The organism is Actinocorallia sp. A-T 12471, assembly GCF_033875155.1.
Classification (GTDB): domain Bacteria; phylum Actinomycetota; class Actinomycetes; order Streptosporangiales; family Streptosporangiaceae; genus Actinocorallia.
In genome coordinates this window covers 676,156-688,669 of sequence record NZ_JAWZTE010000003.1, presented here as the reverse complement: position 1 = coordinate 688,669, position 12,514 = coordinate 676,156, and the positions used below count along the sequence as shown (strand labels likewise).

At 70.3% G+C, this 12,514-nt stretch carries 9 protein-coding genes; 8 read left to right on the top strand and 1 reads right to left on the bottom strand.

Annotated features, from left to right (window positions below):
- Positions 1-177: 177 nt before the first annotated feature.
- From R9X44_RS12085 to R9X44_RS12065, 5 genes are all read left to right on the top strand, one after another.
- Positions 178-852, top strand: a complete 675-nt coding sequence (locus R9X44_RS12085) for a VC0807 family protein (protein ID WP_319814161.1) — start codon at positions 178-180, stop codon at positions 850-852.
- A 154-nt stretch (positions 853-1,006) separates the two neighbouring features.
- On the top strand, positions 1,007-2,236 hold the full coding sequence (locus tag R9X44_RS12080; protein WP_319814160.1) for a L,D-transpeptidase: 1,230 nt from the start codon (positions 1,007-1,009) through the stop codon (positions 2,234-2,236).
- Positions 2,237-2,273: 37 nt separating this feature from the next.
- Positions 2,274-3,590: a L,D-transpeptidase gene (locus R9X44_RS12075; protein WP_319814159.1), complete on the top strand. Its 1,317-nt coding sequence runs from the start codon at positions 2,274-2,276 to the stop codon at positions 3,588-3,590.
- A gap of 86 nt (positions 3,591-3,676) precedes the next feature.
- The gene (locus tag R9X44_RS12070; protein WP_319814158.1) at positions 3,677-4,627 is read left to right on the top strand and encodes a GNAT family N-acetyltransferase; all 951 of its coding nucleotides are present in this window, start codon (positions 3,677-3,679) and stop codon (positions 4,625-4,627) included.
- A gap of 46 nt (positions 4,628-4,673) precedes the next feature.
- On the top strand, positions 4,674-7,922 hold the full coding sequence (locus R9X44_RS12065) for a S41 family peptidase (protein WP_319814157.1): 3,249 nt from the start codon (positions 4,674-4,676) through the stop codon (positions 7,920-7,922).
- Positions 7,923-7,927: 5 nt separating this feature from the next.
- Here R9X44_RS12065 and R9X44_RS12060 read toward each other — a convergent pair whose 3' ends face one another.
- Positions 7,928-9,133, bottom strand: a complete 1,206-nt coding sequence (locus tag R9X44_RS12060; protein ID WP_319814156.1) for an ROK family transcriptional regulator — start codon at positions 9,131-9,133, stop codon at positions 7,928-7,930.
- 164 nt (positions 9,134-9,297) lie between these two features.
- Here R9X44_RS12060 and R9X44_RS12055 point away from each other — a divergent pair, with 164 nt between their 5' ends.
- The 3 genes from R9X44_RS12055 (at position 9,298) to R9X44_RS12045 (ending at position 12,501) form a co-directional block, all read left to right on the top strand.
- Complete coding sequence (locus tag R9X44_RS12055; protein WP_319814155.1) at positions 9,298-10,608, top strand: sugar ABC transporter substrate-binding protein; 1,311 nt, start codon at positions 9,298-9,300, stop codon at positions 10,606-10,608.
- 68 nt (positions 10,609-10,676) lie between these two features.
- On the top strand, positions 10,677-11,669 hold the full coding sequence (locus R9X44_RS12050) for a sugar ABC transporter permease (protein WP_319814154.1): 993 nt from the start codon (positions 10,677-10,679) through the stop codon (positions 11,667-11,669).
- The gene (locus R9X44_RS12045) at positions 11,662-12,501 is read left to right on the top strand and encodes a carbohydrate ABC transporter permease (RefSeq protein WP_319814153.1); all 840 of its coding nucleotides are present in this window, start codon (positions 11,662-11,664) and stop codon (positions 12,499-12,501) included. The genes R9X44_RS12050 and R9X44_RS12045 overlap by 8 nt, the downstream gene beginning before the upstream one ends.
- Positions 12,502-12,514 lie beyond the last annotated feature (13 nt).

The window sequence follows — 12,514 nt, the reverse complement described above, 5'->3', positions numbered from 1 at the left end:
GCCGGCCTCGCCGGGCCGGACGCCGGAAGTCCCGACAGCGATCGGGGCCTCCGGGGTCCGGCCCGCAGGCATGTGAACCGAACAAATAGTGCATAGGGGAACTCTCAAACCCTGGGCCAGGGGGCTTCGCGTCGCGTAGCGTGAGCCGGGTTGTCCGGGGACTCGGGGGCGTACTCAATGGGCGAAGAGCACAGGCTCGGTTTCGTGCTTCCGCCGCTTCCGCAACTGCTGCGGCACGCCGCGCCGAGGTTCGTCGAGGGCGTCATCGCGCCGGTCGCGGTCTTCTATCTCGCGCTGCTCGTCCTCGGGCAGACCGGGGCCGTCATCACCGCCGTCGTCTGGGTGTTCGCGGCGATCGCGTGGCGCGCCGGACGGCGTCAGGCAGTCCCCGGAACCCTCTTCCTCGCCGCGATCGGGGTCTGCGCGCGGGCCGCGCTGGCGTTCGGCACCGGCGACCCGCGCCTGTTCTTCCTCCAGCCGACCCTAGGGACCCTCGCCGTAGGGGCCGTGTTCCTGTGCTCGGTGCCCCTCGGGCGGCCCATGGCGCAGAAGGTCGCCTCCGACCTCGTCCCGCTGCCCCCCGAGTTCCTGGCGCACGCCGGGGTCCGGCGCTTCTTCCTGCGGATCTCGCTGCTGTGGGCGCTCGTCTTCTTCACGAACGCGGTCTTCAGCCTCTGGCTGCTGTTCCACGAGTCCCTGCAGACGTTCCTGCTGCTGCGCACGTCGGTCGTCGCCCTGCTCTGGGTCGCCGCGGCGGCCGTCAGCATCGCGGGTTTCCAGCGCATTGTGACCTCGGTCACCGGCGCTTCCACGGCCGCCAAGGGCGTCGCCCTGCGAGCCGAGTGCTCGTAGCCCGCGCGCGCGAACCTTATGGCTGCACCACCCGTCTTAGCGGTTAATGTCTCTCGTACGTGCCTTTGATCGCACAGGGGTCATGGAGCGTTCGAGGCCGAGTAAACGGAGGTGGGGCGTGTGGGGCGTGCGGGGGTCGAGGCGGACCGTGAGGATGGCGGCGGGGCTCGCGCTGGCGGCGGTGGTCGCGGCGGGGTGCAGCGAGGTGCCGATCATCGGCGACGAGGCAAAGCCGCCCGTCGTCACCATCACCCCGGCCGACGGGACCGGCGAGGTCAAGCCGGAGGACGGCGTCACCGTCAAGGCCGCGGACGGCACCCTCACCGACGTGAAGGTCACGCTGAAGGGCAAGGAGGTCAAGGGCGCGCTGTCGTCGGACGGCACCACCTGGACCTCAGAGCGCGCCCTCGTGCCGAACTCGTCCTACACCGTCGAGGCCACGGCCACCGGTGAGAAGTCCAAGACCACGACCGCGACGAGTTCGTTCACCACGCTCAAGCCCGCCAAGACCTTCGGGCTCCAGGCCAACATCCCGCTGTCGGGCTGGACGGTGGGGGTCGGCATGCCGATCGTCATCACCTTCACCGACGACGTCAAGGACAAGAAGGCGGTCGAGTCCTCGCTGCGGATCAAGAGCGAGGAGCCGATCAAGGGCGCCTGGTACTGGTACACCGACCGGCAGATCATCTTCCGGGGCAAGGAGTACTGGAAGGCCCACCAGAAGGTGAAGGTCACCGGGAGCCTCGCCGGGGTGAAGTCCGCCAAGGACACCTACGGCACCAAGGACTTCGCGATCAACTTCAAGATCGGGTCGGCGATCCTCAGCTCGGTGAACACCGACACGCACCGGATGGTCGTGGAGATCGACGGCAAGAAGGTCCGCGACGTCGGGATCAGCGCGGGCAACGAGACCCAGTACAAGTACACGACGACCAGCGGCGTCCACGTCACGCAGGAGAAGGAGAACCCGGTGAAGATGGTCTCGCCGGGCCTCAAGCCGGGCGACGCCGACTACTACGAGGAGACCGTCAACTACGCGGTCCGGATCTCCAACAGCGGCGAGTACGTCCACTCCGCGCCGTGGTCGGTCGGCTCCCAGGGCAACGCCAACGTGAGTCACGGTTGTATCAATGCTGCGCCTGAGTTCGCGCAATGGTACTACAACCAGTCAAAGTGGGGCGATATTGTCACTGTGACGGGCACGAATCGCGAGCTCGAGTACGACAACGGCTACGGCTACTGGCAGAAGTCGTGGAAGGACTGGGTCCTGGGCAGCGCCTTCGACGCCCCCTTCACGACCGACGGCACGGCCCCCGGGGCCGACGCCGCCACCCCGGCCGCGGACGCGCCGTCCGCGGACCCCGCCGCAGCCCCGACCTCCTGACGCAACCACCACGACACCCCGCGGAGAGCACGACCCCATGACCCGCCGCCGTACGACCGTCGCCCTGACCGCAGCGGCCCTGCTGCTGACCGCCGCGTGTTCCGGAGACCCGGTCCGCGAGGAGGCCAAGCCCGAGCCGATCCTGCCCAAGGTGACGATCACGCCCACCGACGGCACCGGCCAGGTCAAGCCGGACAGCAAGATCACGGTGACGGTCGCGGACGGCACCCTCGAGGCCGTGACGGCCAAGGTCGGCAAGCGGACCGTCGAGGGCGAGCTGTCCGCCGACGGCACCACCTGGACCTCCACGGCCAACCTGAAGCCGAACGCGACGTACTCGGTCGAGGTCACCGCCGGCGGCGGCGACGCGCCGGTCCAGGCCACGAGCACGTTCAAGACGCTGAAGCCCAAGGGCACGTTCGCGATCAGCGACATCATCCCGATGCCGGGCGAGACCGTCGGTGTCGGGATGCCGATCACCGTCACGTTCGACCGGGAGATCAGCGACAAGAAGTCGGTGGAGAAGGCGCTCAAGGTCTACTCCGACAAGCCCGCCGTCGGGGCCTGGTACTGGATCACCGACCGGCAGGTGATCTTCCGGACGAAGAACAAGCAGTACTGGAAGCCGAACCAGAACATCAGGTTCGAGGCCGACCTGACCGGCGTGAAGGCCGCGAGCGGCGTCTACGGCATGGCCGACAAGACCCAGAAGTGGAAGATCGGCGCGTCGCAGATCAGCACCGTCGACACGGTGAAGAAGTACATCACGGTCGTCCGCAACGGCAAGCGCGTCAAGCACGAGCCGATCAGCGCGGGCAAGGGCGGCAGGGTCGTCAACGGGATCGACACCTACCTGACCACCAGCGGCACCCACCTGACGATGTCCGCCCACCGGGTGGAGATCATGACGTCGGAGTGGATGGGCGTCGACCCCGAGGACAAGAAGAACGGCGGCTACAAGGAGGTCATCCCCTTCGCCGTCCGGATCTCCAACTCCGGCGAGTACGTCCACTCGATGGCCGCCCGGGTGTGGGCGATGGGCCGCTACAACCTCAGCCACGGCTGTGTGAACGCGCCCCCGGCCTTCGCCGAGTGGTTCTTCAACAACTTCCAGCGCGGCGACGTCGTCGACATCACCGGCACCAAGCGCCGGGTGGAGTGGAACAACGGCTGGTCGTACTACGAGATGCCGTGGAAGCAGTGGGTCAAGGGCGGCGCGCTCGACAAGGAGATCACCACGGGCCCGCTGAACGCCTCGACGCCGACGGGGACCCCCACCGACGCCCCGACCGACGCCCCCACGGACGCGACCCCGACCACCCCGGCCGCCAGCACGCCCGCGACGGCGGGCTGAGCGTCCTGGACGGCGCGGGCCGGCGAAACCGAACCACATCGTGGTTGCGGGCGCATCCATCGCCGGTTTCCGGTAGAACACCGTGGATGGACATCCGCGAGATGGACGAGCCGGAGGACGCCGACCTCGACGCGTGGCACACCCTCGTGTCCGCCGCGCACCTGCACGACCATCCGGGCGACCCCGCCCCCGATCCGGCCCAGACGATAGGGCGGATCTTCGGCGGGGGAGCCCGTCGCCTTTGGGCGGTCCCGCACGGCGACGCGTTCGGCGCGGTCGCGTCGGTGTGGCTGCCGGGCGATCCGGCGCTGCGGGCCGCGGAGATCGACGTCCATGTGCTCCCCGAGCTGCGCCGCAGGGGCGTCGGGGCGTATCTGCTCGGCCTCGCGGCCGAGGCGGCGCGGGCCGACGGCCGCTCGGCGGTGCTCGCCCAGGCGCTCGCCGGGACCCCGGCCGTCCCGTTCCTTGAGCGGTTCGGGTTCCGCTGCCTGCTGACCACCCGCAGCCTCGTCCTGCGCCCCGCCGAGGTCGACGCCTCCGCGCACGCCGCGCTCAACCCGCCCGGCTACCGGCTGATCCGCTGGACGGGCACGGTCCCCGACCACCTGGCCGTCGAGTTCGCCCAGGCCAAGAGCGCGATGGCCGACCACGCCGAGGGCGAGTCGGCCTGGACCGCCGACGTGGTCCGCGACACCGCCGACAACGTCGCCAAACGCGGCGACGACCTCTACACGGTCGCCGCCCTGCACGGCCCCAAGATCGTCGGGTTCACCGAGGTCGTGGTGCCCGGCGACGTCCCCGCCAGGGCCTTCCAGTACGACACCGCCGTGGTCCCCGGCCACCGGGGCCGCAGGATCGGCCTGTGGGTCAAGGCGGTGATGCTCGACTGGCTGGGCGAGGAGCGGCCCGAGGTCGTGGAGATCGAGACCGACAACTCCGACGACAACGCGCACATGCTCGCGGTCAACGAGGCCCTCGGATACCGGCCCGCGCGGGAGTTCAGGGAGTATCTGGCGCAGGCCGCCGACCTCCCCTGACGACCTTCTGTGACACCCGGTCGTCACCGCGATCTACGATGGACGGGTGACTTCGGGTGAGTATCTGAGGTATCCGCATCTGCGCGGCGACCTGCTGACGTTCGTCGCCGAGGACGACGTGTGGCTCGCGGGGCTCGACGGGGGCCGCGCGTGGCGGCTGAGCGCCGACCGCGCCCCGGTGAGCCATCCGCGCCTGTCGGCCGACGGGAGCAAGATCGCCTGGACGAGCTGGCGGGACGGTGATCCCGAGGTCCATCTCGCGCCGACCGAGGGCGGCGTGGGGGAGCGGATCACCTACTGGGGCTCGCCCACGACCCGCGTGCGGGGCTGGACCCCCGGCGGCCGCGTCCTTGCCACGAGCTCCGTCGGCCAGCCGTTCTCGCACTTCACCTGGGCCTACGCGGTCCCGGTCGACGGCAGCACGGCCGCCCGCCTGCCGTATGGGCCGGTGGAGGATCTCGCACTCGCGGGCGCGCACCGCTCGGACCGTGCCGCGCTGATCACCGGAGGGGCCAGTGAGCCCGCGCGCTGGAAGCGCTACCGGGGCGGCGGCATGGGACGGCTGTGGACCGGCGACGCCCTCGAGCCCGCCGAGTACCGCACCGAGGCCGACGGCCCGCTCAGCATCGAGGAGCGGCACTTCACCCGGATTCTCGCCGAGCTCGGCGGGCACGTCGACTCGGTCATGATCGTCGGGGAGCGGGTGGCGTTCCTTTCCGACCACGAGGGCGTCGGCGCGCTGTACTCGTGCGCCTTCGACGGCGACGACCTGCGCCGCCACGGCCCGTCCGAGGACCTCGACCACCACGGCTTCTACGCCCGCCACGCCTCCACCGACGGGGCCCGCGTGGTGTACTCAAGCGCGGGCCGCCTGTGGCTCGTGGAGGACCTCGAAGGGGCCGAGGCGCGGCCGATCGAGGTCGTCCTCGGCGGCTCGGGGACCGCGCGGCGGCCCTACCAGATCACCGGGGAAGACCGCCTGGGCGGCTTCTCCTGCGACGCGACGGGCCGGGCCAGCGCCGTCGAGGTCGCCGGGACCATCCACTGGGTCACCCACCGCGACGGCCCGGCCCGCACCCTCGCGGCCGATCCCGGGGCCCGCGCGCGGCTCCCCACGGTCCTGGGCGACGACGCGGGCGTGGCGTGGATCATCGACGCGGGCACCGACCTGCCCGGCGACGCCCTCGAGGTCGCCCCGCTCGGCGGCCTGGAGCCCGGCTCGACCCCGCGCAGGCTCGCCGCGGGGCGGCTCGGCTGGGCCACCGATCTGGTGTCGGCCCCGGACGGCAAGACCGTCGCGGTCACCACCCGGGACGGCCGTCTCGTCCTCGTGGAGATCGACTCCGGCGAGGCGACGGAACTCGCCGTCTCGGCCGCAGGAGCCGTCGAGGACGTGGTGTTCTCGCCGGACTCGGCGTGGCTCGCCTGGTCGGAGCCGACCGCCGACCCGCTGCGCCGCATCCGCCTGGCCAGGCTGGGCGACCAGACGATCGTCGACGTCACCGACGGCAGGTTCGAGGACACCTCACCCTGTTTCACCCTTGACGGAAAGTTCCTCGCGTTCCTGTCGTGGCGCGGCTTCGACCCCGTCTACGACCAGCATGTGTTCGACCTGTCGTTCCCGTTCGGCTGCCGTCCCTACCTGCTGCCGCTGGCGGCGGGCACCCCGTCGCCGTTCGCCCCCTCGGTCGACGGCCGCTCGCCGAACGGCGCGGACGACGACAAGGACGAGGGCAAGGAGGAGAACCACGCGACGGTCGATCTCGACGGCCTCGCCTCCCGGGTCGTCCCGTTCCCGGTGGAGGCGTCCCGGTATGACGGGATGAGCGCCGTCAAGGGCGGGGTGGTGTGGCTGAAGCTCCCCCTGTCCGGCTCGCTGGGCGAGAGCGGCCCGCAGCCCGACGCCGCCCCGCTGCGGCCCACCCTCGAGCGGTTCGACCTCGGCACCCGCAAGTGCGAGGAGATCGTCGACCCGATCGACGGCTACGCCGTCAGCGGCGACGGCGAACGCCTCGTCGTGCGGGACCGGGGGAGGCTGCGCGTGGTCTCGTCGTCCTCGGGCTCCGACGACGACGCGGTGAAGGTCGACCTCGCCAAGGCCCGCACGGTGTTCGACCCCGTCGCGCGCTGGCGGCTGGCGTTCGCCGAGGCGGGCCGCCTGGTGCGGCACGAGTTCTGGAGCGAGAACGCGCTCGACGCGCTCGGCTGGGGCGAGGTCCAGGAGCGCTACCGGCCGCTGCTGGAACGCATCGCCACCCCCGACGACTTCGCCGACCTCATGTGGGAGGTCTTCGGCGAGCTCGGCACCTCGCACGCCTACGTCGCGCGGGCCCGCTACCGCAGCGAGGGCGAGTGGCTCGGCATGCTCGGGGCCGACCTGCGCCGCGACGGCGACGTCTGGCGGTTCACCCGCATCCTGCCGGGCGAGTCGTCCGACCCGCGCGCCCGCGCCCCGCTCGCCGCGCCGGGCATCGTGGTCCGCCCCGACGACGTGCTGCTGGAGATCGACGGCCGTCCCGTCGACCCGGTGACGGGCCCGGGACCGCTCCTTGCCGGCATGTCGGACACCCCGGTGGAGCTGACGATCGGCCCGCGCGACGGCGGCGCGCCCCGGCGCGTCGCGGTGGTGCCGCTGGGCGACGACGAGCGGCTGCGCTACCAGGACTGGGTGACCGACCGCCGCAGGTATGTCCGCGAGGCGTCCGACGGCCGCCTCGGCTACCTCCACATTCCCGACATGGTGGGTTTCGGCTGGGCACAATTGCACCGCGACCTCAGGGTCGAGATGGCCCGCGAGGGCATCGTGGTCGACCTGCGCGGCAACCGGGGCGGCCACACCTCGCAGCTCGTCGTGGAGAAGCTGGCAAGGCGCGTCATCGGCTGGGACGTGCCGCGCGGCAAGCTCCCGTCGCCCTACCCGGAGAACGCGCCGCGCGGCCCGATCGTCGCGGTCGTGGACGAGCGCGCCGGCTCCGACGGCGACATCATCTCCGCCGCGATCAAGACCCTCGGCCTCGGCGAGGTCGTCGGCACCCGCACCTGGGGCGGCGTCGTCGGCATCGACGGCTGGCACCGCCTCGCCGACGGCACCTCAGTCACCGTCCCCAAGTACGCCACATGGTTCGACGACAAGGGCTGGGGCCTGGAAAACCACGGCGTCGAACCCGATCTGGAGGTCGTCATGACCCCCGAGGACTGGGTCAACGCCCGCGACCCCCAACTCGACACCGCCGTAGCCCGAGCCCTCGCCGCCCTCGAGAACACCCCGGCCGCCATCCCCCCCACCCGCCCCTGACGGCGCTAGCCGTCGAGGAAGCGGTCGAGGGGGAGGGTGGCTGCGCCGAGGGCCACGGCGTCGGGGCCTAGGCGGCAGAGCTCGATGGAGGTGCTGGCATACAGGTGGCGGAGGCTGTGGCGGGAGGCGGCGGCGCGGAGCTCGGCGAGGTAGCGGTCGCCGAGCAGGAGGCCCGCCCAGCCGCCGAGGATGATCCGCTCGGGGGCCAGGAGGTTGATGAGGCCGCCGATGCTCGCGCCGAGGAACGCGACAGTCTCGTCCACGAGGCGGGCCGCGGTGGTGCCGGGGGTGGCGGCGTCCAGGACGAGCCGGGCGAGGGCCGTCTCCTGGTCTCCGGGTAGCGGGTCACCGCCCGCCTCAACGTAACGTTCCAACATGGCTTCAGCACCGACATATGCCTCAAGGCAGCCGACGTTGCCGCAGCGGCAGCGCCGCCCGTCCACGATGAGCGGGGTGTGGCCCCACTCGCCCGCGCTGGCGTCCGCGCCGTTGTCGGGGCTGCCGTCGCGGATGACGGCCGAGCCGACGCCCGAGCCGATCAGTCCGATGATCGCGTTGCGCGCGCCGCGCCCCGAGCCGAACCACAGCTCCGCGCGGCCCATCGTGTTGGCCCCGTTGTCGATCAGCAGCGGGAGGGGGGTTCCGGTCGGTCCATCGGGCAGGCCCTCGCGCAGCAGCCGTTCCAGCGGGACCGACGACCACCCGAACGTCTGCGCGTCGACGATGACCTCTGGCCGCTGTCGGACAACCCCCGGCACGCCGATGCCGACGCCGAGCACCGACGCCGGGTCGGCCCCGCCGTCGGCCAGGACGGCGTCGATCCCCTCGAGTATCCGGGTGACGACCTCGCCGGGGTCGTGCCCGCGATCGAGCGGGTAGTCGGCCTTGGCCCGCTCCGCCATCGCCAGGTCGAACAGCTCGATCTGGACCCGTGTCTCACCGACGTCCACGCCGATGACGTGCCCGTATGCGGGGTTGACGCGCAGCAGGACGCGCGGGCGGCCGCCGTCGGAGTCGACCGACCCGACCTCGACGGCGATGCCCTCGTTCATCAGGTCGCGCACCACGTTGCTGACCGACGCGGGACTGAGCCCGGTCTCCGCGCTCAGTTCCTGCCGGCTGCGCGGGTCGCCGAAGTACAGCGCCCGCAACAGGACCGATCGGTTGTCGCGGCGCAGGTCGCGCACCGTACCCCGTTTGCGCTCGGCCATCGTCCGCCTTTCGGAGTTTGCGCCCATCTTCCTCCACGACGTGAAGGAAGTCACCAGGAGGTGTTGACGGTGCAATGTATCGCGAGTTAAATCAAGCCGTGAAATAAGACGTGGCTCACATCCCGGCCACGGCTTCCCCATCTCCACCCCCCGAAGGAACCCCCATGCGCTTCGGAAAGATCGCGTCCGCCCTCGCGCTGACGCTGGTCGCCGCGACCGCCGCCGCGTGCGGCGGGGGCGACGGCGACGACGCCACTGCCCCTAAGAAGCTCGTCTACTGGGCCTCGAACCAGGGCACCAGCCTTGACCACGACAAGGAGGTGCTGCAGCCGCAGATCGAGGCGTTCGAGAAGCAGACCGGCATCGACGTCGAGCTCGAGGTCATCGGGTGGCCCGACCTGCTCAACCGGATCCTCGCCGCGACCACCTCCGGTGAGGGCCCGGACGTCCTCAACATCGGCAACACCTGGTCGGCCTCGCTCCAGGCGACCGGCGCGCTGCTGCCGTTCGACGACGCCACCCTCGACAAGATCGGCGGCAAGGACCGCTTCCTCGGCCCGTCGCTGGCCGCCACCGGCGCGGAGGGCCAGCCGCCCGCCGCCGTCCCGGTCTACGGCCAGGCGTACGGCCTGTACTACAACAAGAAGCTGTTCAAGGAGGCCGGGATCGAGAAGCCCCCGGCCACCTGGGAGGAGCTCATCGAGACCGGCAAGAAGCTGACCAAGGACGGGCAGTGGGGGCTGACCCTCCAGGCCGGCCAGGTCACCGAGAACGCCCACTACGCGGCGATCCTCGGCGCGCAGCACGGCGCGGAGTTCTTCGCCGCCGACGGCAAGCCGCAGCTCGCGTCCGACCCCGCGGTCAACGCGCTGCAGCAGTACGTCGACCTGATGCAGAAGCACAAGATCGTCAACCCGAGCAACGCGGAGTACACCGACACCGCCAAGTCCCTCAAGGACGTCGCGGACGGCAAGGCCGCGATGTTCATGAACCAGGCGGCCTCCGGCTCCTTCGAGCTCGCCGGGATGAACATGGACGACCTCGGCGTCGCCCCCATCCCGCTGCCCGCCAACCCGCCCGCCGGGCACCGCAAGGTGACCAGCTTCGTCGCCGGCATCAACCTCGCGGTCTTCGAGAACAGCAAGAACCTCGACGGCGCGCTCGACTTCGTCAAGTTCCTGACCAGCACCCCGGTCCAGGTCGAGCTGAACAAGACCTACGGCTCGCTCCCGGTCGTCAAGGACGCCTACACCGACCCCGCCTTCCAGGGCGAGGACGTCAAGGTCTTCCAGGACACCCTCGGCAACACCGCCGAGCCGATGCCGCAGGTGCCGCAGGAATCGCAGTTCGAGACCCTCATCGGCACCGCGATGAAGGAGATGTTCGCCGACGTCGCCGCGGGCAAGTCCGTCGACGCCGCCTCCATCAAGTCCCAGCTCGTCCAGGCCGACGAGCAGTTGGCCGCCGGTAGCTGACGCCACGGACGCGCGGTCCCGGCCCTGTCCGCACAAACGGGCCGGGACCGCGCTCCGAAAGGACCCCCATGACGACTCTGACCAAGCGGGCCCCCGCGTCCGCGCCGACGCCGGGCTCCGGCGGCTCGCCCCGCTCGCGCCTGTGGCGGCGGCTGCGCGGACTCTCGCTTCCCTACCTGCTGCTGCTCCCCGCGATCGTGCTGGAGCTGCTGATCCACCTCGTGCCGATGCTCGTCGGCATCGGGATGAGCTTTCTGAAGCTGACCCAGTTCTACATCCGGAACTGGTCGGAGGCCCCGGCCGCGGGACTCGACAACTTCAAGTTCGTGCTCGACTTCGACACCGCCGCCGGCAAGGCGCTGATGTCGTCCTTCTGGGTGACCGTGCAGTACACGGTCGCGTCGGTCCTGCTGGCCTGGCTGCTGGGCACCGCGGGCGCGGTCCTGATGCAGAAGGAGTTCCAGGGCAGGGGCTGGCTGCGCACCCTGTTCCTCGTGCCCTACGCGCTGCCGATGTACGCCGCGGTCATCACCTGGGCGTTCATGTTCCAGCGCGACACCGGCATGGTGAACAGCATCCTCGGCGACACGTTCGGCCTCGTCGGCACCGGCGGCGACGCGCCGTTCTGGCTGATCGGCGACAACAGCTTCTGGTCACTCGTCGTGGTCTCGGTGTGGCGGAACTGGCCGTTCGCGTTCCTCATCATCATGGCCGGGCTGCAGAACATCCCGCGCGACCTGTACGAGGCAGCCGCGATCGACGGCGCGAGCTGGTGGCGGCAGTTCCGCGCGGTCACCCAGCCGATGCTGCGCCCGGTCAACCAGGTGCTGTTCCTCGTGCTGTTCCTGTGGACGTTCAACGACTTCAACACCCCCTACGTGCTGTTCGGGGAGTCCGCGCCCAAGGAGGCGTCGTTGATCTCGATCCACATCTACCAGAGCTCGTTCAAGACCTGGAACTTCGGCCTCGGCTCGGCGATGTCGGTGCTGCTGCTGCTGTTCCTGCTGCTGGTCACCGCGGTCTACCTGGCCGTGACGTCACGGAGGAAGACAGTTGTCTGAGCCCCGCTGGGTCTCCTGGGCCCGCCGCCTCGTCCTCGGCTTCCTCGCGCTGTTCACGCTGCTGCCGCTGTACGCGATGCTCGCCTCGTCGCTGAAGCCGCTGCGCGACGTCCAGGGCGACTGGCACTGGATTCCGACGAACCTCACGTTCGAGCCGTTCGTGGAGATCTGGTCGACCATCCCGCTCGCCAAGTACTTCGTGAACAGCCTCATCGTGTCGGGCACCGCGACCATCCTCTCGGTGGTCATCGCGATCTTCGCGGCCTACGCCATCAGCAGGTTCGAGTTCCGCGGCAAGAACCTCTTCTCCATCACCGTCCTTTCGACCCAGATGTTCCCCGGCATCCTGTTCCTGCTGCCGCTGTTCCTGATCTTCGTCAACATCGGCAACACCACGGGCCTCGTGCTCTACGGCTCGCGCCTCGGCCTGATCATCACCTACCTGACGTTCTCGCTGCCCTTCGCGATCTGGATGCTCGCCGGGTACTTCGCGTCGATCCCCAAGGAGCTCGACGAGGCGGCCAAGGTCGACGGCTGCGGCCCGATGGGCGCGCTCCTCCGGATCGTCGTCCCCGCCTCGATGCCCGGCATCGTCGCCGTCGCCATCTACGCGTTCATGACGGCCTGGGGCGAGGTGCTGTTCGCCTCGGTCATGACCAAGTCCGACACCCGGACCCTCGCCGTCGGCCTCCAGGAGTACTCCACTCAGGTCGACGTGTACTGGAACCAGGTGATGGCCGCGTCACTCGTCGTGTCATTGCCCGTCGTCGCGGGATTCCTGCTGCTCCAGCGCTATCTGGTGGCCGGTCTGACCGCCGGCGCCGTCAAGTAACAGCCCCATAACG

What these genes read in the sequence shown, in the direction of transcription:
- R9X44_RS12080 (WP_319814160.1), top strand. Translation starts at nt 1,007, where the DNA reads ATGGCGGCGGGGCTCGCGCTGGCGGCGGTGGTCGCGGCGGGGTGCAGC.
- R9X44_RS12070 (WP_319814158.1), top strand. Translation starts at nt 3,677, where the DNA reads ATGGACATCCGCGAGATGGACGAGCCGGAGGACGCCGACCTCGACGCG.
- R9X44_RS12075 (WP_319814159.1), top strand. Translation starts at nt 2,274, where the DNA reads ATGACCCGCCGCCGTACGACCGTCGCCCTGACCGCAGCGGCCCTGCTG.
- R9X44_RS12060 (WP_319814156.1), bottom strand. Translation starts at nt 9,133, where the DNA reads ATGGCCGAGCGCAAACGGGGTACGGTGCGCGACCTGCGCCGCGACAAC.
- R9X44_RS12055 (WP_319814155.1), top strand. Translation starts at nt 9,298, where the DNA reads ATGCGCTTCGGAAAGATCGCGTCCGCCCTCGCGCTGACGCTGGTCGCC.
- R9X44_RS12050 (WP_319814154.1), top strand. Translation starts at nt 10,677, where the DNA reads ATGACGACTCTGACCAAGCGGGCCCCCGCGTCCGCGCCGACGCCGGGC.
- R9X44_RS12085 (WP_319814161.1), top strand. Translation starts at nt 178, where the DNA reads ATGGGCGAAGAGCACAGGCTCGGTTTCGTGCTTCCGCCGCTTCCGCAA.